The following is a 20,005-nucleotide window of genomic DNA, read 5'->3' as shown; positions in this document are numbered from 1 at the left end:
CCGCCCGCTTACCCGCCCTTGCCCGCCGCGACGCCGACAATCGTGGTGGTGGCGGTGGGGATGGAAATCCGGAACGGGCCGCCGAATTCCTGGCCGTTGGGTCCGTAGAATGCTGGCAGGATCGATCCCGTGCCTGCGGTCACCCCGGTCAGGCTGCCGAATTGTGCGGCACCGCTGGCAAGAACGCCCGACACGTTGAACGTGCCGTAATTGGTGGTCGCGCTTTTCAATCCCAGGCTGCCGGAATAGCCCTGGATGTAGAAATTGACCGCAAACGACGCATTGCCATTGACCGCTGCGCTCGTGTTCGTCGCGCTGTTGTAAGCGGTGCCATAGGCAACGCCGGTGTAACTCGCCGACCCGGTACGCGCCTGGATCACCGCGGGCGCGGTGCCCAGGCCATAGGCAAACCACGACACCGCCGCGGCGCTGTTGCCCGCGCCTGTCGGACCCTGCCACGATCCGAACGACATATAGGTCAGCGCAAGCTCGGTGTTGCCGCTGCCCGCCTTGTAAAGGTTCACCGCGATCGCGCCGTCGGCACCCGCCGTGCTGTAATCGGTAAAATTGGCATTGGTGCCTGCCACCGTGTCGCTGCCCACAAGCGTCGCAGCGGGGTATCCGGCGGGGGTCACGGTGGTGGTGCCGGTGGTGGTCACTGCGACGGTGCCCGTGGCGAAACCGGGATTGGCGTTCTGGCCGAGTGTCATCTGTGCGGATGGCGCATTGTATGTCGCGTTGGTGGCGGGGTTGGCCACGGTCAGGTTGATGGGCGGCAGGGTGGAGTTCTGGTTGCCCCAGATCACGCCGGTGGCACTGCTGCCGTCGGCGCCGGTGGTGGTGAACGATGCGCCCACTTCCTGCGCGCTGGGTCCGTAGAACTGGCCCGCCAGCGTGCCGTGCGAGGCGCTGTTCAGCCCGGTATAGACCGCGCTGCCGGTGAAGGCATTGGCGCTCGATGACAGGGTGCCCGATCCGGTCAGCGTGGCGCCGGTGCCGTAATTGGCCTGCGACACGATCCCGCTTTCGCTCACAGTCGCGCTGGTGGTGAGCAAGGCGTCGGCAAAATCGACATCCATGCGCCCGGTGCCCTGGAAAAAGCGCGCCTCGGTGCCGAGCGGCGACACCAGGCCATAGATGCTGGTGGCATAGGCCGCGCTGCCGGTGCGCGGCACGGCGGATGTTGCCGAGGGCAAGCCGTAGATAAAGAAATCGACCGAGACGTCGCTGCTGCCCGATCCCGATACGGTGCGCTGCCAATAGCCGAGCCCGGAATATTGCGGCGAAGTGGCGGCGTATCCGGTCACGCTGGCGGTTTCGATCGTCAGGCGGTCGGCGGTTGCGCCATTGGTCACGGCATAGACCGCGATGCCGCCTTTGGCGCTGGCCTGGCTGGCGGGCGCAAATGTCTGGCTGCGGCCCTGGGTCGATACGGTATAGCTGTTCGATGCCAGGTCATAGCTGAACGTCAGCGGCTGGCTGGTCGACGAAGCGGCAGTGACATTGGCGTTGGCGGCAATCGTGGCGTTGGCGCTGGCGGCATTGTTGGAAAACGACTGGCTGGCGGTCAGGCTGGCAAGCGACGCGTTGTTGACAACGGGCGGCGGCGGCGCGCTGACGCTGGCAACCATGCCACCGCCGCCATCACCGCATCCGCCCAGCGCCATGATCGCGCCAAACGTGACGGCTGCCCTGATCCCCGATGATGCATGCATAGCGCAGCCCTTTCGCAAAGGAGCGTGAAACCGGTCAGAACGCGGAAGACAACCCCACTTCGCCGGCGACCCTTTTGTAGTCGTAAATCTGCACGGTCGATCGGTTGCGATCCAGCCGCAATCGTACCAGCGGGGCCAGGGAACCGATGCGAATTTGGCGCAATGTCGCCGCCAGGCTGACCCCATAGGCGTTGTCGATGCGCCGATCGGTAAACAGGCTGAGCCGCTGGTCGGCAGCGAGATGGCTGTACGTCAGAGTGGCGGTCAGCGTGACATGGCCGACTTCGCGGTACAGGTACGGGCTGAACCCGCCGCCGGTGATCGCATAGCCGGGATCGCGCGCGCCCTGGCGATTGGCGTTGAGCGAAAACCCGCCGCCAGACCGCGCGGTAAAGGCGCGATCGAGCCCGCCGGTTGCGCCCCACGCGGCGCCGGTTTCCAGATTGTCGCGCTCGTTCCTGACAAAGGCATGGCTCAGCCCGGCGCGGATCTGTGCACGTTTGCCCAGCCGGTGTTGCCAGTCGAGGCTTTCACCGATGGAAAACGTATAAGGATCGGCACCATACCAGCGCCAGCCCGGGCCGAGCGACAGGTTGATCCGGTCGGGCCCTCTGGACCATTCGGGGCCGATTTGCGGCGCGATGACGATGTCGTCGAATTCGGGGTCGCGGTAGATGTTGGCGCTGCCCGACAGGCGCACCACCATCGTCAACTGCGGATCGAGCGGCACGCGGGCAAAAGCCTGCGCGCGCGCGACCACGCCGATGCCCGATGTTGCCTGTGCATCGCGGCTCAGCGTGAAATCGCCGATCACGGTGTTCAGCGATGATCCGCTGGTGGCGCGGTTGATATTGGTGTCGGGGGCCAGCGCGATTTCGACACTGCCGCCGATCGGGCGGATCGCATCGAGCGCCTGTTGATAGAACCGCACCGCGCGGCTGACATCGGGGGGCAGGTCGAGCGCCTGCGCCGCGCGCAATTCGCGGCCGGCGGCAGCCATGTGGCCGAGTTCCGCATCGAGACGCGCAAGTTCGAGCCGGACAGGAGCCGCATTCGGCTGTTCGTCGAGGATATGGCGGCACAGGATCGCGGCCTCTGCCTTGCGGCCTGTTTGCGGCGCGATCAGCCGGGCCAGGCGAAAGCGCGCCTCGTTGCGGATGGCAGCAGCGGGGTTCGCCGTGAGTGCGCGCAGCGCGGCCTCTGCGGTGGTCATGTCGCCGCGCGCGGCGGCTTGCGCGGCAAAATCGAACAGTTGCGCGGGTGTCATTCGCGCTTTGGCCGGGACGGCGGCCGCAACCGCCGCATTGTTGTCGGGCAACCCCATGAACGCCACAGCCCGTGCAATGCCCCCGATGACCTGCCAGGTTTGATGGCGGTCGGTGTCACCCCGGGCAAGCGGGGATGGCCCCAATTTGGCACGGCCGCGGGCCGGGCCTTCACGCAAGCCAAACTTTTGCAGCGATGAATTTTTCTCGCCAGACATAACTCAATCGATTGCGTAGACATAAGGCGTCGGGCCGGAATGTCCTCCTTCGTCTCCCGTTCCGGTCCGGCCGCGGTTTTTGCACGATCAGCTTGCACCGCGTCACCAATCGCTAAAATTCGTGAAAAGGAATTGCGTGATGCCGAGAAAATCTGTCACCCGTAAAGCCAAAGCGGCCCTCCACGGGGTCTTGCCCCGATTGCCGCATCCTTCCTGGCACTGGGCGCTGCAGGGCGGGGATGGGGCCAGCGACCGGGTCAGATCTGCCGAGGAATTCTGGAACCGGCTCGGGATTTGATCCTGCGCCTTTATCATAACGGAAACATGCCGATCATTGCCTGATATGAAAACCGCTCTGCTAATCCGCCACGTGCCGCATGAAGGCGTTGCCGCGTATCGCGAACCGATCGAGGCGGCGGGCTATGATGTGTGCCGCGTCGATGTCGGCGATCCCGCTTTTGCGGCGCGCTGCCTCGTCGAGCCCGACCTGCTGATCATGATGGGCGGGCCGATGGCGGTGTACGATCGGGCGGGGCACCCGTGGATCGATTGCCAGTTGCATCGTCTGGCGCAGCGGCTGGCGGCGGATCGTCCGACACTGGGCGTGTGTTTCGGCGCGCAGATGATCGCGGCGGCGCTGGGCGCGCGGGTTTATGCCGGCGGCCAGCAGGAGGTCGGGTTTCACCCGGTTGCGGTCCTCGATGATACCAGTCCGTTGCGCCATGTCGCGCATGTGCCGATGCTGCACTGGCACGGCGATACATTCGATCTGCCCGAAGGCGCGCGGCTGCTCGCATCGAGCCATGTCTATGCGCACCAGGCATTTGCGCGCGGGCGCAACACGCTGGCACTGCAATTCCATGGCGAAATGGGCGAGGACCCGCGCGTCGATGCGTGGATCGCGCAAGGGCCTGCCGATCTGGCGGCAGCGGGCCAGACGCCTGAAGGTTTGCGCGGAGCCTATGCCGATCATGGCCCGCGCGCGATTGCGGCCAGCCGGGCAATGATCGCGGAGTGGCTGGCGGGGTTGGAATAGCGTTTTTTCTCAGCCCCGCCCCCAGCCCCTCGGCGGAGGGCTTCTGGACGGCTTAAAGCGTGTCGCGCCAACGGCTGATTCGCGCCAAAGCATCTTCCAGCATCGACGCCGGTTTCGAATGGCACAGGCGCAGGATGTGGCGCGGGGCGTCATTGCCTTCCCACAGTGCGGATAGCGGGATCGCGGCGACGCCGGCCTCGCGCACCAGGCGTTCGGCCACGGTGCGGTCGTCGATCGCAATGCCGCTGGCGGCCAGGTCGATACAGCTGAACCAGGTCGCCACGCCCGGCAACACGGCAAAGCCGCGCGTACGCAGGCCATCGTTCAACACCGCGCGGGTCGTTGCCCAGCCGGCAACCTGGCTATCGATCATCGTATCATCGGCCAACCCTTCGGCGACCGCCCATTGCAGCATCGGCGGGGTGGTAAACGTGAGGAACTGGTGCGCCTTGGCCAGCACGGCGGCAACTTCGGGCGCGGCGATCATCCAGCCGACTTTCCACCCCGTCGCGCCGAAGATCTTTCCGGCCGACCCGATCTTGACGGTGCGCATGGCCATGCCCGGTTCGGCGAGCAGCGACGCATGTTCGGCCCCGTCGAAGCGCACCGTCTCCCACACTTCGTCGCAGATCACGAACAGATCGTGCGCGACCGCAAGCGCCGCCAGCATGGCACGCTGCGCGGCGTTCATCACGGTGCCGGTGGGATTGAGCGGATCGTTGATGATCATCGCGCGCGTTTTCGGCGTGATCGCAGCCTTGATCGCATCGCCGTCATACGCCCAGCGCGGCGGCACAAGCGGAACGAACACCGGTACCGCGCCGACGCGGCGCACAAGCGGGGCATAGGCGTCGTAGGCCGGCTGAAACAGCAGCACTTCATCACCCGGGCTGACCACGCCGAGCACGGCTGCGGCAACGGCTTCGGTCGCGCCAGACGTCACGATCACGTGGTCGCGCGCAAGATCGAGGGCTTGGCGGCGCCTGTAGAACGCGGCGATTGCGTCGCGCAGTTCCGGAAGGCCGGCCATCGGCGGGTACTGCTGCGAGCGTTCGGCCAGCGCGCGCGCCGCGGCGCTGGACAAGGCCGCCGGCGGCGGGGCATCGGGAAAACCCTGACCCAGATTGATCGCGCCATGATCGCGCGCAAGGCCCGACATATGTTCGAAGATGGTTGTGGGCAGGGCGGTATAGACAGGGTTCAGCGCGTGCATTGCCATGGTCTAGCAATTCCGGTGCCCACGGGAAGGGGTGATGGAACTTTGTCCGATCCGGTTTGTTTATGGTGCGTGTATGTACCAGTCAGGGAGGGTTTTATGGAACATGGTTTGATTGCATGGCTGATCATCGGCGCGATTGCCGGTTTTCTTGCAGGTAAAGTGATGAGCGGCGGCGGCTATGGCCTGGTCGTCGATATCATCCTGGGTATTGTCGGCGCGTTTATCGGCGGCTGGGTGTTCGGGATGCTGGGCGTTGCGCCGGGCAGCAGCTTCATCGGATCGATCGTCACGGCGTTTATCGGCGCGGTGATCCTGTTGTTCGTGGTGCGTCTCGTCAACCGGGCGGTCTAGGCCCAGCCAAGCTGTTTCAGGGCCCAGCCATCGTTCCATACTTTGGTCATATGGCTGACTTTTCCGCCGGACAGCTTGATAACATAGACGTAATCGGATTTGGCGGCCTGGCCCGTTGGTGGGACCGGGCCGCCTTCTCCTGTGTGCGTGCCGGTAAATACGGCCGACGCCACGACGGTCTCACGCTCGATATCTTCGGCAAAGGCCGTCAATTCATAGGCGCCATCGGGAAGTATGCCGAGCAGGCCCTTCATCCATTCGGTATAATCCGCCAGCGTGGCGATATCGGCAATCGCGCCCGACTGGGCGGAAAATGTCGCATCGGCGTCGCAGTATTGCGCGCACTCCGCCCAGCCTTTGCCGCTTTCGCAGGCTTCGAAAAAGGCATGCGCGGTGTCGGATGTGGCTGTCACGGTCAATGCTCCCTGGAATTTTCCAGCCAAAGCTATCGCGCGATCGGGGTGCACACAAGCGCCAAGTCGGGCTTTGTTCAAAACCGCGATATCGGATGCATCCGGGTCATGCTTTGCCCGCGATGGGGCGGCACGCTAGCCCAAAGCGGCCTGTTTTTCGTCCGCCAGCCGATCCATCTCCGCGCGTGACTTGCGCTCGGATGCGGTCTTCAACTGCCCGCAGGCGGCATCGATATCGCGGCCACGCGGCGTGCGGATCGGTGCCGAAATGCCGGCGGCAAAGACGATGTTGGAAAAGCTGCGAATGCGTTCGGGCGTCGAACATTCGTAGGGCGCGCCGGGCCAGGGGTTGAACGGGATCAGGTTCACTTTGGCGGGCAGGTCGTATTCCTTCAGCAGTCGGACGAGCTCGCGTGCGTCGGCATCGCTGTCGTTCTTGTCCTTCAACATCACGTATTCGAACGTGATGCGGCGCGAATTCGACGAGCGGGGATAGGCCGCGCATGCTCCGAGCAATTCCTCGATGCCGAATTTGCGGTTGATCGGCACGATTTCGTCGCGCACCTCCTTGGTCACAGCGTGAAGCGACACCGCCAGGTTGACGCCGATTTCATCGCCGCACCGCGCCATCATCGGCACCACACCGCTGGTCGACAGGGTGATGCGCCGGCGTGACAGCGCGAGGCCGTCGCCATCCATCACGACTTTCAACGCGTCGCGGACATTGTCGAAATTATACAGCGGCTCGCCCATGCCCATCATCACGATATTGGTCAGCAGGCGGCCATCGGCGCTATAATCGCGCGTGGTGGCCTCGTCTTCCTCGTCGAGTTCGTCATTCAGCCCGGCCATGTTGCCGCCGGCTTTGGGCCATTCGCCCAGCGCGTCGCGCGCCAGCATGACCTGGCCGACGATTTCGCCGGGCGTCAGATTGCGCACCAGCCGCATCGTCCCGGTGTGGCAGAACCGGCAGTTCAGCGTGCAGCCGACCTGGCTCGACACGCACAGCGTGCCGCGATCGGCATCGGGGATGAACACCATTTCGTAATCGTGATTGTCCGCCGTGCGCAGCAGCCATTTGCGCGTGCCGTCGGTCGAGGCCTGCGCCTCGACCACTTCGGGCCGGCCGATCACGAAGCGCGCGGTCAGCCACGGCTGCATCGTTTTGGCGATGTCGGTCATTGCGGCAAAATCGGTGACGCCGCGATGGTAGATCCAGTGGAACACCTGTTTCGCGCGCAATTTTGCCGCACGCGGATCAAGCGTGGCGGCGGCGAAAACATCGATGATCGCCTGGCGCGACAGGCCCATCAGGTCGACGCGGCCATCGGCGCGCGGCGTGACGTCACGTGGCAGGGGTACAGGGTCGAAATGACCCGGGATCGGCATCAGGGGTGTGGACATGGCGCGGCCTATACGCGACGCGCGGGTTTAGCGCAAACAGGGCGCTGCGCGGTCCAAACGCGTCACGGTGTAATACATTGTCACAGAGCCGTTTTTTGCAAGCAAAGGGGGCATTATCCTGCGAGGTTTGGGGTTAGGGGACCAATCCGGACGTGTGCCTGTTGAGGGAAATTTCTCGTATGAAGACCGTTTTTTCCGTGGCGGCTGCCGCAATGGTCATGCTGCTGGGCAGCCCGGCGTGGGCGCAGGATGACGATGATGCGGTGGATCCCACTGTGGCGCTGACGCCGGTCGAAGGGTTTGGCGGTCTGCATGTCGAGGCCAGCGTGGGCTGGGACCATCTCAACGCCACATCGATCCGGACGATCGACAACACGATCATCCAGACCCGGGGCACAGGTTCGGGTGCGGCGTTTGGCGGCGCAATCGGCTATGACATTCCGCTGACCGACAAAGTGCTGATCGGCGCGGAATTGGGCGTCTATGGCAGCACGGCGAAATTCAACAATTCGGCGCATCTGGTTGCGAACGATTTCAACACCTCGCTGGTCAAGATCCAGCCCGATGTGTTCATCGGTGGCCGCGTCGGCTTCGTGCTCAACCGCAAGACCGAGGTTTATGCCAAGGCCGGCCTGAGCACATTTCATTTCTCGGTCTACGGCACCGATGGCAGCGATAACCTGCATCAGTCGGCCAGCGCGACCGGCCTGCGCGGCGGGATCGGCCTTGAACGGCAGATCACCAAGGTGACGTATGTGAAAGTCGAATACGATTACACGCATTATGGCAGCGAGCAGTTCAATTTCAGCGACGCCACGCCCAATGCCAGCGTATACAACCTGCGTGGCAACCGTCAGCAGGCGATGCTGAGCTTTGGCTTCCGCTTCTGAATTTTCCTGAAGCCTGAGAGAGGGCTTTTCAGGCGCTTCTCTACGAGCCGGCGCAACCCAGGCTTGCCGCGTCCATGGCCGAAGCGGCGCCCACAAGGTGGTACGTGTCGCGGGACAAGTGGCCATCGCGGCCGCGCATTGCCACGGTCATGTCGCCGCTTTCGCGCATGGCCGCGATGATCGCGGCGTCCATCCGGCGGTCGGCGGCCCAGGCGTCGATGCCGCTCGACACCAGCGCGAACTTTCGGCCGCCCAGAACGATGTCGACCGGTTTTCCCGGCGTGGCATTGCGCGACAGCCGCACATGGACCTCGCCATGGATCGCGCGCCGGGGCCAGGTCGCGACAGTGAAAAACGGCTGCGTCTGGTGGCCCCGGGCGGTGGTATCCGATGCCATGGCGATGGCATAACAGCGCGGCACGGCGGCATCGCGGAACGCGCCCCAGTCGTTCCACACGCCCAGCCGGTCGCGCGCGATGGCGCCGGTGCCGCTGGCCAGCGCGATCAGCACCAGGGCAAGCGCAATCTGTTTCATTCTTCCACCAGATCGCGCCAGGCGATCACATCGTTCGATGTGGCAATCCACAGGCCGTCCTGCGTGGCCTCGTCCTGCCGCGCGGCGAGCGCCATCGCGTCGGACAGTGGGCCGTACATCAGCGTTTCGGCGTGGCCGCCGTCGCCTGCGTCGGACAGGAAATACAGCCGCACCGTGGCTTCACCGTCGGTTGTGCGCATCAGTCGGATTCGTCGATCTGGTGCGCGGCAAGCAGACGCGCGGCGCGTTCCGACTCGGTGGTTTGCGCCGTGCGCTCGGCGCGGGTGCGGCCATGGCGTGCGCGGTTTTCCGCCGCCCGTTCGGCTGCGGACCGCCGGGCGAGGGCTTTGCGAGCCTGGCGAAGATTGATCACATCGGCCATCAGGCGTGCTGCGTGCCGTGGGGGCTGCCAAACAGCACGGTTTCCGTGCCGTTCACGATCAGCGCGATCGAACCCTGCACCAGCGAAGGCCCGACCGGCGCACCGACCGCCGGATGATCGGGTTGCCCGGTCAAGATACCGCGCAGCACCCGGCTGGAAATGCCGTGCATCACGACAACATGATCGCCGGGCAGCGATCCTGCCCCGGCGAGCCACTGCGTCAGTCGCGCGGCTATCGCCGGGTAATCCTCACCATCGGGCGCAGGAGCCAGCAGATGGTCGGCCAGCATTACCGGGCCGACTTCGGCCTCGACATCGGCATAGCTGCGCAGGCACCACGATCCCATTTCGATCTCGCGCAAATCGGCGCTGCGCTGCGCGGTGAACCAGTCGAGCCCGGTGGCTTCGCAGATCAGCGACAGCGTCTGCAGCGCACGGCCGGTGTCGGAGACATGGACGTGCGCAGGCGGCGCACGGCCCAGTTCCGCCAGCAGCGCCGTGCCCATGCGCGTCGCCTGGTCACAGCCCAAGCGGGTCAGCGGTGTGTGGATCGTGTTCGATTGCAGCACGCGCTGCAGGTTATAGACCGTCTCGCCGTGGCGCATGATGAAGTAGCGTTTCATGCCACTGCGATCGGGGTTTTTGGGGGATACGAAATCGCGATCACTTCCCATTCCTTTTGCCCCGAGGGCAGGCGTACGCGGCGCAGATCGCCGATTTTGGCACCGCGCAATGCGATCGCGATCGGCGCGGTCCACCCGATCAGCCCGGCGGTCGCATCCTGTTCGTCGTCGCCCACCAGTGTGAGCACGCGGCGATTGTCGTCATCGTCGGCTATTTCGACCGTGGCGCCAAACAGCGCGCGGGTCTGGTCGAGTTGCCCGGCGGGGTCGATAACCCGCGCGGCTTTCATCCGGCGCGCGATGAACGACAGTTCGCGATCGATTTCGCGCATGCGTTTGCGGCCATAAAGATAGTCGCCGTTTTCCGACCGGTCGCCATTGCCCGCGGCCCAGCTGACGATCTCGACAATCTGCGGCCGCTCGGTGCCAAGCAGGTGGTCATAGCGCGCGCGCATGGCTGCCATGCCGCTGGGCGTGATGGGGTTGCCCTCAACATTCATGTCGGCCACTCAACCCGGATTGGACTTGCCCAGGAAATGGCTGAGCGGGTTGGGGCCGCCATAGCTGGCCTTGTCGGGATTCATCTTTTCATAGACGACCGCGTTTTCCAGCACGTGGACGACATAGCTGCGCGTTTCGGCAATCGGAATGCGCTCGATCCAGTCGACCCATTCGATCTGCCCGGTGCGCGGATCGCCATTGGCCCGCAGCCACTTGCCGACATTGCCCGCGCCCGCATTATAGGCGGCGACCGCCAGTGGATAGCTGCCGCCAAACACCGTCAGCAGGTGGTCGAAATAGGCCCCGCCCACCGCCATGTTGAATTGCGGATTGGAAATGAGCGCATCGGAAGAATACGACAGGCCCAGCTTGCCCGCCTGTTCATTGGCGGTGCTGGGCATCATCTGCATGAGTCCGCGCGCGCCGGCATGGCTGATCGCGTTCTGGGCAAACTGGCTTTCCTGCCGGGTGATCGCGTGGATCATCGTCCACGATCGCGCCTGGCTGGGCGGCACGGGGATCAGCGGGAACGAAATTGCCGCAAACTGGGTATAGCCATGCTGCCCCGCAGCCTGGCCGACGATGACGCCCAGGTCGCGCCGGCCCAGACCTTGCGCCAGCTCGGCAACCATCTGGTGCTGCCCCGGCGTCTGCTGCTGCTCTGCGATTTCCTTGAAGAACCGGATGGTCGTGTGCCAGTCGCCGGCGCGCGCCACTTCGCGCACCGCCGAGGTCAGCGGCGCGGCGGCGAATTGTGCGCGCTCGCCGGCGGTCGGTTCGGGCGCAAGACCGGCGTTCAGGTTCGGCACCGGCTGGCCCAGCCGTTCGAGCGCGAGCAGGCCGTAGAACTGGTCAGGATGCTGCGCGGCGGCGGCAAACGATTCGCGCGCTTCGGCCGGATGCCCGCTGCGCACCAGCGACAGCCCGGCCCAATAGAGCCCCTTGGCCTTGACTCCCGGGCCCCGCGCCGAGCTCGCATAACGGCCGAACAGCGACGCCGCGGTCATCGGATCATGGTTGCGCCACAGCGCATTGGTGCCACCGAGCCAGGTGAGCGAGGTGTAATCATCGCGCACGCTGTACGTCTGCTGGCTGATATCTTCGCCGGGTGCAAAGCTGTCGGCGGCGTTGAGCGCGATCCGCGTGGCATTGGCGGTATCGCCCGTGTCGGCAGCCTGCCGCGCGGCGTACAATTGTTCGGAAATCCAGTGCGGCAGATCGAGCGGCTTGCCGGTCAGGCGCGGGCGATTGCCGAGATAGATCGCCTCTGCCTGCGAGCGCCCCAGACGGTGCAACTCGCGCGCGCGGGCAAAGGCAAAGCCGGGATCGCTGTCGAGCGTCGCTGCCGAAATCGCCGCCGCGGCATAAGGATCGCCGCCGGCCAGCGCAGTCAGCCGGCCTTGCGCCAATGGCCGCACCAGCGCCGACGTCCACGGCAGAATGCGTTGCGCAGGCACCGAGGCCCCCGCCCACAACAGCGCATCGATCCGCGCGTCATGATCGGCGGTAACGAACGTGCTGCCCCAGGTCGTCAGGATCGCGGTTTCGGCGGTGTCGCTCATGACGCCGCCACGCCAAGCCTGGCGCGCCATTTCGGATGCTTCGGGCCGGTTCATTGCGCGCAACGCCAGCGCATATTGCGCGCGCGCCGGGTTTGTCAGCGGCGGAAACCGGTCGAAAAACGCCACCAGCGATTGCGGCGCAGGAGATTCGCGATCGAGCGCGGCCTCTGCCATGCGGCGCATATGGTCTTCATCGGGAAAGCCGGGATAGGATGCGACAAACCCGGCATAGGCGGAAAAGCCATAGCCCGGGGTCGCGCTGAGTTGTTTCCATCGCTCGATCGCCTGCGAAATCGGGCTTTGGCTCTGGCTGATCAATTGCGCGCGGGCGCGGTCCCATGCCGAACCATCGTAATCGCCGCCGCTGGCATTGGCCATCGTGCCGGCCACCACCGGTGCCAGCGCCAACGACGTCCACCGCCGCCACCGGGTCCGGCGCAGCGCGATCGTCGTCCGGCTGAACCAGCTGGATGTAACAGGCATGTCCGTGCTGGACATCAGGGGGGGCGTCTCCCTATCAGGCGCAAAGGTGCCGGTTGGTGGTAGGCCGATCGGTATAACGGTGCGGTGGTGATCAATTCAACCGCCGCATTCGATCTATGCCCCATTTCGAGGATCAAAGTCCATGTTTTCCGGCTCCATTCCCGCTCTCGTCACGCCTTTTCGCGATGGCGCGCTGGATGAGAAAGCGTTCCGGCGGCTGGTCGACTGGCAGATCGAAAACGGATCGAGCGCGCTGGTGCCGTGCGGCACGACCGGCGAGAATTCGACCCTTTCCAATGCCGAACACCACCGCGTGATCGAACTGTGCATCGAACAGGCCGCCGGGCGGGTGCCGGTAATTGCCGGCTGCGGCAGCAACGACACGATGAACGCGCTTTTGCACATGAGCTTTTCCAAAAAGTGTGGCGCGTCTGCCGCACTGCTGGTGGCGCCGTATTACAACCGCCCGAGCCAGGCGGGGCTGATCGCGCATTTCAGCTATCTGGCGCAGCACTGCGACCTGCCGATCATCCTTTACAACGTGCCCGGGCGCACAGTGACCGATATTCAGCCCGAAACGGTGTGCGAACTGGCGCAGCGGTTTCCCGGGCAGATCATCGGCATCAAAGATGCCAGCGGTGATCTTTCGCGCGTGACCGACCACCGAATGGGCATCGGTAAGCATTTCTGCCAGTTGTCGGGCGATGACGAGCTTGCGCTGCCGGCCAATGCGGCAGGCGCGGTCGGGTGCATTTCGGTAACGGCCAATGTCGCTCCGCGTCTGTGCGCCGAATTCCAGGACGCTTGCGCCGCAAACGATCTGGTGCGCGCGCGCGAACTCAACGACCGGCTGTACCCGCTGCACTACGCGATGTTCGAAGACGCGTCGCCCGGCCCGTTGAAATACGCGCTGACCCGCGTGCATAGCTGGATTACCGAAGAACTGCGCATGCCGCTGGTGGCGTGTGACGACGCGGCGCGCTCGGCAGTAGACGCTGCGTTGGTCCACGCGGGTTTGCTCTAACCTTATCCTCCCCGGAACGGGGAGGATACGTTTCAACTCATCGACCAGCCGTGGCTGGCGGTCAGCGACTGGCCGGTCAGCGCATTGGTCGGGAACGCGGCAAAAAACAGCGCGACCTGGGCGATATCCTCAACCGTCGTGAATTCGCCGTCCACCGTCTGGCCCAGCATGACCTTGCGGATCACCTCGTCCTCGCTGATACCCAGCTCGCGCGCCTGTTCGGGGATCTGCTTGTCCACCAGCGGCGTGCGTACGAACCCCGGGCAGATCACATTGGTCCGTACGCCCCTGGCGCCGCCTTCCTTCGCGATCACCCGCGCCAGGCCCATCAGCCCGTGCTTGGCAGTGACATAGGCGCTTTTCAGCGGCGAGGCCTCTTTCGAATGGACGGATCCCATCAGCAGGATCGTACCCGAACCTTGCGCGTACATCGCCGGCAGCACCGCCTTGCTGGTCAGGAACGCGCCATCCAGATGGATCGACAGCATCCTTTTCCAGTCGGCAAAGGCGAATGCTTCGACCGGATTGACGATCTGGATCCCGGCGTTCGACACCAGCACATCGACCGTACCCCACGCGGCGATCACCGCAGCGACACCGGCGTTGACCGCATCTTCATCGCCGACATCCATCGCCACGGCCATCGCCATGCCAGGGCGATCGGCATTGATCGCATCGGCTGCGGCCTGCGCGCCGTCGAGCCGCAGATCGGCGATCGCGACCCGCGCGCCTTCGCTGGCGAATTTGCGCGCGATGGCCAGGCCGATCCCGCTGGCGGCCCCGGTGATCAGCGAAACTTTATCGGCAAGTTGCATGCGCGGGCTTTCAATCAGGAAGGAAGGGTCGAGGTCTAATGATCACCCGGTGTTTTGCCAACCGGATCCGCCCCATGGATCGGCCTTTGCATTTATCCGCGCGCAACCCTACATGCCCATGACCATGGTACGTCCCAGACCCCCAGAATTCGAAAAAACGAAGATCCTCGCCGAAAACCGGCGCGCACGCTATGAGTACTACATCGACGATGTGTACGAGGCGGGCATCGCGCTGACCGGCACCGAGGTCAAATCGCTGCGCTTTGGCCAGGGATCGATCGCGGAAAGCTATGCCGAGGTCAAGAACGGCGAAGTTTGGTTGATCAATGCAACCATCCCCGAATTCAGCCACGGCAACCGCAACAACCACGAGCCCAAGCGCGTTCGCAAACTGCTGTTGAGAGAGCGCGAGATCGCCAAGTTCCACGGCGCGGTCGAACGCAAGGGCATGACGCTGGTCCCGCTGTCGGTCTATTTCAACAGTCGCGGCCGCGCCAAAGTCGAACTTGCGCTGGCCCGCGGCAAGAACAACGCCGACAAGCGCGCGACGAGCAAAGAGCGCGACTGGGCACGCGACAAGGCGCGGATCATGCGCGAGCATAGCTAGGGCTTTGACGATCAGGTCGTTTGCAAACCTTGATAGGCACATGACCGTTGACGACCAATTGTTACCTTGCTCGTAATTTCGATTCCACCCAGCCCAGCCCGACCATCGTCATTCCCGCGAATGCGGGAATCCAGTCGGGACGGTTCGACTGGACAAAGGTCGCTCAAATTCAATGCGGTGGTGCCATCCACTCTGGATTCCCGCGTTCGCGGGAATGACAATGAATGGCAGGGATGTGTCAGGGCAAAAGCCGCTTCATCAAGAAAAAGCGTTTCTGACCAACGGGATGGTCGGGCAATGCGCCAAACAAGGTGTAGCCCAGTTTTTCGTAGAACCCGCGCGCCTGGAACTCATACGTATCCAACCAGATGCCCGCGCAGCCTGCGTCGCGCGCGATACCTTCGGCGCGTTCCATCAAGTTGCGGCCCAGGCCCTGGCCACGCAGCGCCTCTGGCAAGCCCAGCAATTCGATGAACAGCCAGTCATAACCGATGCGACCCCACAGGCCGCCTTCCGTGGTGCCATTCTCCGCCGTCACCAGGATGGCGACCGGGCGGATGTGCGGATCGCCCGCCTGGGCAATGTTATACGCGCGCAGCGGCGCAAGCACCGCATCGCGGTCGGCCGGCGAGGGCTCGGCGGGTTCGGTCAGGAGGAACGGCAAGCGGCGATCAGTCGGCGGTATGGCGGGCCATCGTGCTGGCAAACAGGCGCATCAGCAATCCGCGCAAGGTCGGATGGTTCGATTGCGCATAAGTCGATTGCGCGCCCAGCGCGCCGGCGATGCGGCCATGCGCCGTGCCCAGCGCGTGATACGGCAGGCTGGGCAACAGGTGATGCAGTGCGTGATAACGCAAACCCACCGGCGCCCACAGCCGCGGCAGAAAGCCATCGGGGACATTGGTGCTGTCAAGGAATTGCGCGGTCACCGTCAGCGGCTCGCCCTCGTTTTCCCAGCGATGCGCCACGAGCGTACGCGCCTGGTTCAACAGCGCCACCCCGCCGATAATCGCGATGTATACGATCAGCACATGCGGCGTCAGCACGCCGGTCAGCGCGGCGGCGATGATCGAAACGGCCACGATCGACGCGCCCAGTTCTTCCCAGAACCATTCCCGCGCAAATTCGCCCTCTGGCGGACGGCGGCGATAGAGCGGGTTCATCTGGAGGCCCGAGAAACGTTCGACCACCACGCGGCGCAGCGGCGGAATGACCATCGAAAGCGGCCCCAACACGCCGAACCGCACAATCAGGCCGATCGGCATCAGCACCGACACGATGAAGAACAGCGGCAGGCTCCACGGCTTCATCAAGGCAAGCGGCAGGTATTCGGGATCTTCGGCCGTGCCGTATTTCACGCGCGTGTGGTGCTGCACATGAATACCCTCGTACATGAACGAGGGCAGCATCGTCGGCACGCCGATCACCAGATTCCACACCAGTTTGAAACCGGGCAGATGCGCGTGATTGAGATGGGTGATCTCGTGGATAAACAACGTCGCGCGATACAAGGCCAGCACTGCCAGCAGGGCGCATGCGAGCACTGCCCATGGCGAATGTGCAAGGACCGCGCCTGCCAGCGCGCCATACCCGACCAGCGCCGAACCCAGAAAATCGGGCCAGTAGATCTTTGGATCGGGGCGTTGCAGGTCGCGCGTCAGTTCCGCCGCCGTACGCAGCATGGCACGATCGTCGGCGACGCCCGACAGCGTGATCCGCAAGGGCGCAGGGCGGGGCCGGGCATCGGCAAGGGTCGGCGCGGGGTGCAAAAGACAGTCCTCTTCGGTGCGCAACATGGGGCTCGTGTGGTGTGAACTAAACCCCATTAACGGCAACAAAATGGCATAACCCCAAATATCATGGGGTAAAAGCGGGCCTGATCGCCTTGCAGGGGGACGAGGGCTATACCTTTGCCCCTGGTTTGGCCTAGTCCGGACAAGACATGGCCAATCGATTCCTGACCTGGGCCCAAGCCCGCATGCCGAGCCGCGAAAGCCTGATGCGCAACCGCTGGATTGCGCCGCTGGCAAAGCGGCCCGAGCTTTGGGTGTTTTCGCGGCGCACTGTGCCGCGCGCAGTCGCGATCGGGCTGTTCATCGGGATTTTCCTGATGATCCCGGGGCTTCAGGTCATCGGCGCGGTTTTGCTGTGCGTGCCGTTTCGCGCCAATATTCCGGTCGCGGCGGCAGCAACATTCGTGTCGCTGCCGCCCACGGTAATTTTCGTATTTCTGCCGGCGGGCGCCGCGATCGGCAATCTTTTCGGCTATCACGCCGATGTTCACGCGATGACCGTGCTGTTTCAGCACGGCGCGCCGTGGTCGGAGTGGCTTGCCTGGATCAAAAGCGATGCGGCGCCTGCGCTCGGGCTGGGGCTGACGATCCTGGGGCTGTCGGCAGCGCTGCTGGGGTATGTGATCACCGCCGGAATCTGGCGCTGGCGGGTTCTGGCGCGCCGCCGCAGCCAGTTGCGTGCGCGGCGCGACCGCGCATGACCGGGGTTTTGGCAACGGCGGCACCGGCGCGGGGCTGGCGCGATACGGCGCTGGTGGCGCTGGCGGTTCTGGCCAGCATTGCCGCGCTGTACGTCGTATCGGGCCAGGCGCTGGTGGCGGCGGCCTATGCCGGCGGCATTGTCGTGCTGGGGCTGATAATCCGCACGGGCCTGGCATTGCGGCCGGTTGCTGCGGCGCCTGAATTTGCCGCGCCCGATTGGTCGGTCACGCATGCTGCGATCGACGATCCGGCGCAGGCGGTGGCGATTACCGATCGCGCCGGGCGGCTGGTTTGTGCCAATGCGCGCTTTGCCGATTGGTTCGGCACGGCTGCACCGCCGCGCCTGCCGCTTGCCGCGGCAGATCCGGCGCGCGCCGAAGAGGCCGCGCGCACCGCATGGCGCGATGGCGCGGCACATGTCACGCAGGTCTCCGCCGAAACGGGAGAATACGCGCTATCCGTGTACCGCGCCGGGCGCGGCGAGGATCACCTGATCTGGCGATTGACCCCGGTTATCGTGCGCGATGCCACCACCGAAGCCATCGCCGCGATCGGTGGCATGGCCGGCCGCGCATTGGGCCGTGAAAGCATCCAGGCCGCGATCGTCGCGCCCGACGGCAGGGTGCTGGCGGCCAACGCGGCATTTGCGCTGCGTGCGGTGGGGTCCGAAACCGCCGCGATCATCGACAGCGATTTTGTCAGCCATTTCGAATCCGACGCCAGCCAGGACATCTATTTCGTCCAGGAACGCGGGCGCGGCCTGCCGGTGCGGTTTCTGCATGTGCCTATCGCCGATCCCGCGGCGGGGGCACCGGCCGATCCGTCGCTGGCGCCATCATTGTTCCTGGTCATCGACAGCCATGCCGGCGTGGGCGATGCGCGCGCCGGGCTGCCGCAGATCGAAGCGCTGCTGGCGCGGCTGCCGCTGGGGCTGGCGATGGTCGACCGCGATGGCCGGTTCCTGTTCGCCAATTCCGCGTTCCTGCGCGTAGCCGGGCATGATGGCAATGTGCCGCCATCCTATCCGTCGGACCTCGTCATCCGCGAAGACAAGGGCGCGCTGGCCGATGCCGTGCGCCGGCATACGCAAGGGTCGATGACATCGGGCGATGTCGCGGTACGGCTGCGCGCCACGCCCGAAGAGCCGGTGTTGCTCGGGCTTGCGGCTGTGCGGGGCCTGGGCGAATGCGCCGTGCTGCTCAGTCTCAAGGATTCGAGCGAGGAAACCCGGCTGAAGCATGAAATCGCGCAAGGGTCGAAGATGCAGGCGATCGGGCAGTTGGCCGGCGGGGTTGCGCACGATTTCAACAACGTGCTGACCGCGATCATCGGCTATTGCGACCTCATCCTGATGCGCCACACGCCGGGCGACAGCGACTATGACGACATTCAGCAGATCAAGGCCAATTCCAACCGCGCCGCCAGCCTGACGCGTCAGTTGCTGGCGTTTTCGCGCCAGCAGACCTTGCGCCCGCAAGTGCTGCAACTGCCCGATGTCGTGGCCGAAGTGTCGACCCTGCTCAAACGCCTGATCGGCGAGCGGATCACGCTCGAGGTCACGCACGATCGCGGGCTGGGCGCGGTGCGTGCCGATCCGGTTCAGCTGGAACAGGTGCTGCTGAACCTGGCGGTCAACGCGCGCGACGCGATGGCGGACAACAAGGCGCCCGGTACCTTGAAGCTGATGACCAGGCGGATCACCGCAGACATGGTCCGCGCGATGAAGACCGACATCCTGCCGATCGGAACCTATACCGCGCTGGTGGTCGAAGATACCGGGCACGGCATCCGCCCGGGGCAGATCGACAAGATTTTCGAGCCGTTTTTCACCACCAAGGATCGCGGCAAGGGCACGGGCCTTGGGCTGTCGACGGTTTATGGCATCGTCAAGCAATCGGGCGGGTTCATCTTTGCCGAAAGCGATTTGGGCAAATGGACCCGGTTCACGATCTATTTTCCCGTGCATGTCGCCGATCCGTCGGACAATCTCGAAGCGCCCAAGGAGCGCAAGATCGAAACGCGGCGCCAGCAATGGACCGCCGGCGGGCGCGTGCTGCTGGTCGAGGACGAGGACACCGTGCGCGCGGTCGCGACGCGCGCGCTGGTGCGGCAGGGTTACGAAGTGACGACCGCCAGCGATGGCGAGGAAGGCCTGGAAACGTTGGTGCGCACGTATGACGAGGGCGGCAAGTTCGATCTGGTCGTGTCCGATGTGGTAATGCCGACGATGGACGGGCCGTCGATGGCGCGCGAGATCCGGGCGCGGCGGCCCGAGCTGCCGTTCCTGTTCATGTCGGGCTATGCGGAAGAACAGCTGCGCCGCGACATCGACATTCCCAACATGCATTTTCTGCCCAAGCCGTTTTCCGTGCAGCAGATCGTCGATGCGGTTGAAGCGGTGTTGCGCGGGGATGCGCTTTGATTCGGACGCAGGCGTTGGATCGCGGATGAATTATTTTCAGAGGCT

21 protein-coding genes are annotated in these 20,005 nt (G+C 64.5%); 7 read left to right on the top strand and 14 right to left on the bottom strand.

Annotation, left to right across the window (positions count from 1 at the left end; all coding sequences use genetic code 11):
• Window positions 1-8: 8 nt before the first annotated feature.
• Both ACOOE2_RS12505 and ACOOE2_RS12500 read right to left on the bottom strand, forming a co-directional pair.
• Window positions 9-1,715, bottom strand: a complete 1,707-nt coding sequence (locus ACOOE2_RS12505; RefSeq protein WP_420383327.1) for a transferrin-binding protein-like solute binding protein — start codon at window positions 1,713-1,715, stop codon at window positions 9-11.
• 34 nt (window positions 1,716-1,749) lie between these two features.
• A complete protein-coding gene (locus tag ACOOE2_RS12500) occupies window positions 1,750-3,039 on the bottom strand; it encodes a surface lipoprotein assembly modifier (protein WP_420383326.1) in 1,290 nt (429 codons plus the stop codon).
• A gap of 502 nt (window positions 3,040-3,541) precedes the next feature.
• On the opposite strand from ACOOE2_RS12500, the gene ACOOE2_RS12495 reads away from it, so the two are divergent.
• Window positions 3,542-4,234 carry a glutamine amidotransferase gene (locus tag ACOOE2_RS12495; RefSeq protein WP_420383325.1) on the top strand — a complete coding sequence of 231 codons (693 nt, stop codon included), beginning with the start codon at window positions 3,542-3,544 and terminating at the stop codon, window positions 4,232-4,234.
• A 52-nt stretch (window positions 4,235-4,286) separates the two neighbouring features.
• Here the strand turns inward: ACOOE2_RS12495 and ACOOE2_RS12490 are convergent, their stop codons facing one another.
• Window positions 4,287-5,447: an aminotransferase gene (locus tag ACOOE2_RS12490; protein WP_420384609.1), complete on the bottom strand. Its 1,161-nt coding sequence runs from the start codon at window positions 5,445-5,447 to the stop codon at window positions 4,287-4,289.
• 102 nt (window positions 5,448-5,549) lie between these two features.
• On the opposite strand from ACOOE2_RS12490, the gene ACOOE2_RS12485 reads away from it, so the two are divergent.
• Window positions 5,550-5,804 carry a GlsB/YeaQ/YmgE family stress response membrane protein gene (locus ACOOE2_RS12485; protein WP_420383324.1) on the top strand — a complete coding sequence of 85 codons (255 nt, stop codon included), beginning with the start codon at window positions 5,550-5,552 and terminating at the stop codon, window positions 5,802-5,804.
• Here the strand turns inward: ACOOE2_RS12485 and ACOOE2_RS12480 are convergent.
• Window positions 5,801-6,217 (bottom strand): ester cyclase, encoded by a 417-nt coding sequence (locus ACOOE2_RS12480; RefSeq protein ID WP_420383323.1) that lies wholly within the window; start codon window positions 6,215-6,217, stop codon window positions 5,801-5,803. The two genes, ACOOE2_RS12485 and ACOOE2_RS12480, sit on opposite strands and share 4 nt — an antisense overlap.
• A gap of 135 nt (window positions 6,218-6,352) precedes the next feature.
• Window positions 6,353-7,621 carry a 23S rRNA (adenine(2503)-C(2))-methyltransferase RlmN gene (gene rlmN, locus ACOOE2_RS12475; protein WP_420383322.1) on the bottom strand — a complete coding sequence of 423 codons (1,269 nt, stop codon included), beginning with the start codon at window positions 7,619-7,621 and terminating at the stop codon, window positions 6,353-6,355.
• Between the two features lie 179 nt (window positions 7,622-7,800).
• Between rlmN and ACOOE2_RS12470 the strand changes: the two genes are divergently transcribed.
• Window positions 7,801-8,511: an outer membrane protein gene (locus ACOOE2_RS12470; RefSeq protein ID WP_420383321.1), complete on the top strand. Its 711-nt coding sequence runs from the start codon at window positions 7,801-7,803 to the stop codon at window positions 8,509-8,511.
• Between the two features lie 40 nt (window positions 8,512-8,551).
• Here the strand turns inward: ACOOE2_RS12470 and ACOOE2_RS12465 are convergent, their stop codons facing one another.
• From ACOOE2_RS12465 to ACOOE2_RS12440, 6 genes are read right to left on the bottom strand one after another with little or no spacing between them, the layout of a single operon-like run.
• Window positions 8,552-9,046, bottom strand: a complete 495-nt coding sequence (locus ACOOE2_RS12465) for a hypothetical protein (protein WP_420383320.1) — start codon at window positions 9,044-9,046, stop codon at window positions 8,552-8,554.
• Window positions 9,043-9,246: a hypothetical protein gene (locus ACOOE2_RS12460; protein ID WP_420383319.1), complete on the bottom strand. Its 204-nt coding sequence runs from the start codon at window positions 9,244-9,246 to the stop codon at window positions 9,043-9,045. Before ACOOE2_RS12460 ends, ACOOE2_RS12465 begins: the two co-directional genes overlap by 4 nt.
• On the bottom strand, window positions 9,246-9,428 hold the full coding sequence (locus ACOOE2_RS12455) for a DUF4169 family protein (protein ID WP_420383318.1): 183 nt from the start codon (window positions 9,426-9,428) through the stop codon (window positions 9,246-9,248). Before ACOOE2_RS12455 ends, ACOOE2_RS12460 begins: the two co-directional genes overlap by 1 nt.
• On the bottom strand, window positions 9,428-10,051 hold the full coding sequence (locus ACOOE2_RS12450) for a histidine phosphatase family protein (RefSeq protein ID WP_420383317.1): 624 nt from the start codon (window positions 10,049-10,051) through the stop codon (window positions 9,428-9,430). Before ACOOE2_RS12450 ends, ACOOE2_RS12455 begins: the two co-directional genes overlap by 1 nt.
• A complete protein-coding gene (locus ACOOE2_RS12445; protein WP_420383316.1) occupies window positions 10,048-10,551 on the bottom strand; it encodes a GreA/GreB family elongation factor in 504 nt (167 codons plus the stop codon). The genes ACOOE2_RS12450 and ACOOE2_RS12445 overlap by 4 nt, the downstream gene beginning before the upstream one ends.
• Window positions 10,552-10,560: 9 nt before the next feature.
• The gene (locus tag ACOOE2_RS12440; RefSeq protein ID WP_420383315.1) at window positions 10,561-12,597 is read right to left on the bottom strand and encodes a transglycosylase SLT domain-containing protein; all 2,037 of its coding nucleotides are present in this window, start codon (window positions 12,595-12,597) and stop codon (window positions 10,561-10,563) included.
• A gap of 142 nt (window positions 12,598-12,739) precedes the next feature.
• Here ACOOE2_RS12440 and dapA point away from each other — a divergent pair, with 142 nt between their 5' ends.
• On the top strand, window positions 12,740-13,621 hold the full coding sequence (dapA, locus tag ACOOE2_RS12435; protein WP_420383314.1) for a 4-hydroxy-tetrahydrodipicolinate synthase: 882 nt from the start codon (window positions 12,740-12,742) through the stop codon (window positions 13,619-13,621).
• A 32-nt stretch (window positions 13,622-13,653) separates the two neighbouring features.
• Here the strand turns inward: dapA and ACOOE2_RS12430 are convergent, their stop codons facing one another.
• Window positions 13,654-14,436, bottom strand: coding sequence for a 3-hydroxybutyrate dehydrogenase (locus tag ACOOE2_RS12430; RefSeq protein ID WP_420383313.1), 783 nt, complete (start codon window positions 14,434-14,436; stop codon window positions 13,654-13,656).
• Window positions 14,437-14,560: 124 nt separating this feature from the next.
• On the opposite strand from ACOOE2_RS12430, the gene smpB reads away from it, so the two are divergent.
• The gene (smpB, locus tag ACOOE2_RS12425) at window positions 14,561-15,043 is read left to right on the top strand and encodes an SsrA-binding protein SmpB (RefSeq protein ID WP_420383312.1); all 483 of its coding nucleotides are present in this window, start codon (window positions 14,561-14,563) and stop codon (window positions 15,041-15,043) included.
• A gap of 238 nt (window positions 15,044-15,281) precedes the next feature.
• On the opposite strand, the gene ACOOE2_RS12420 is transcribed toward smpB, so the two are convergent.
• A complete protein-coding gene (locus ACOOE2_RS12420) occupies window positions 15,282-15,707 on the bottom strand; it encodes a GNAT family N-acetyltransferase (RefSeq protein WP_420383311.1) in 426 nt (141 codons plus the stop codon).
• 7 nt (window positions 15,708-15,714) lie between these two features.
• Window positions 15,715-16,839 (bottom strand): fatty acid desaturase family protein, encoded by a 1,125-nt coding sequence (locus tag ACOOE2_RS12415; protein ID WP_420383310.1) that lies wholly within the window; start codon window positions 16,837-16,839, stop codon window positions 15,715-15,717.
• A 146-nt stretch (window positions 16,840-16,985) separates the two neighbouring features.
• Between ACOOE2_RS12415 and ACOOE2_RS12410 the strand changes: the two genes are divergently transcribed.
• On the top strand, window positions 16,986-17,537 hold the full coding sequence (locus tag ACOOE2_RS12410; RefSeq protein WP_420383309.1) for a DUF2062 domain-containing protein: 552 nt from the start codon (window positions 16,986-16,988) through the stop codon (window positions 17,535-17,537).
• Entirely contained in the window at window positions 17,534-19,960 is a 2,427-nt protein-coding gene (locus ACOOE2_RS12405; protein WP_420383308.1) for a response regulator, read from the top strand. Before ACOOE2_RS12410 ends, ACOOE2_RS12405 begins: the two co-directional genes overlap by 4 nt.
• Window positions 19,961-20,005: the final 45 nt, after the last annotated feature.

This window comes from Novosphingobium sp., assembly GCF_965214355.1.
Classification (GTDB): Bacteria; Pseudomonadota; Alphaproteobacteria; order Sphingomonadales; family Sphingomonadaceae; genus Novosphingobium.
Note: the sequence above shows the minus strand (reverse complement) of the source record. Positions and strands in the feature narration are given on the sequence as shown.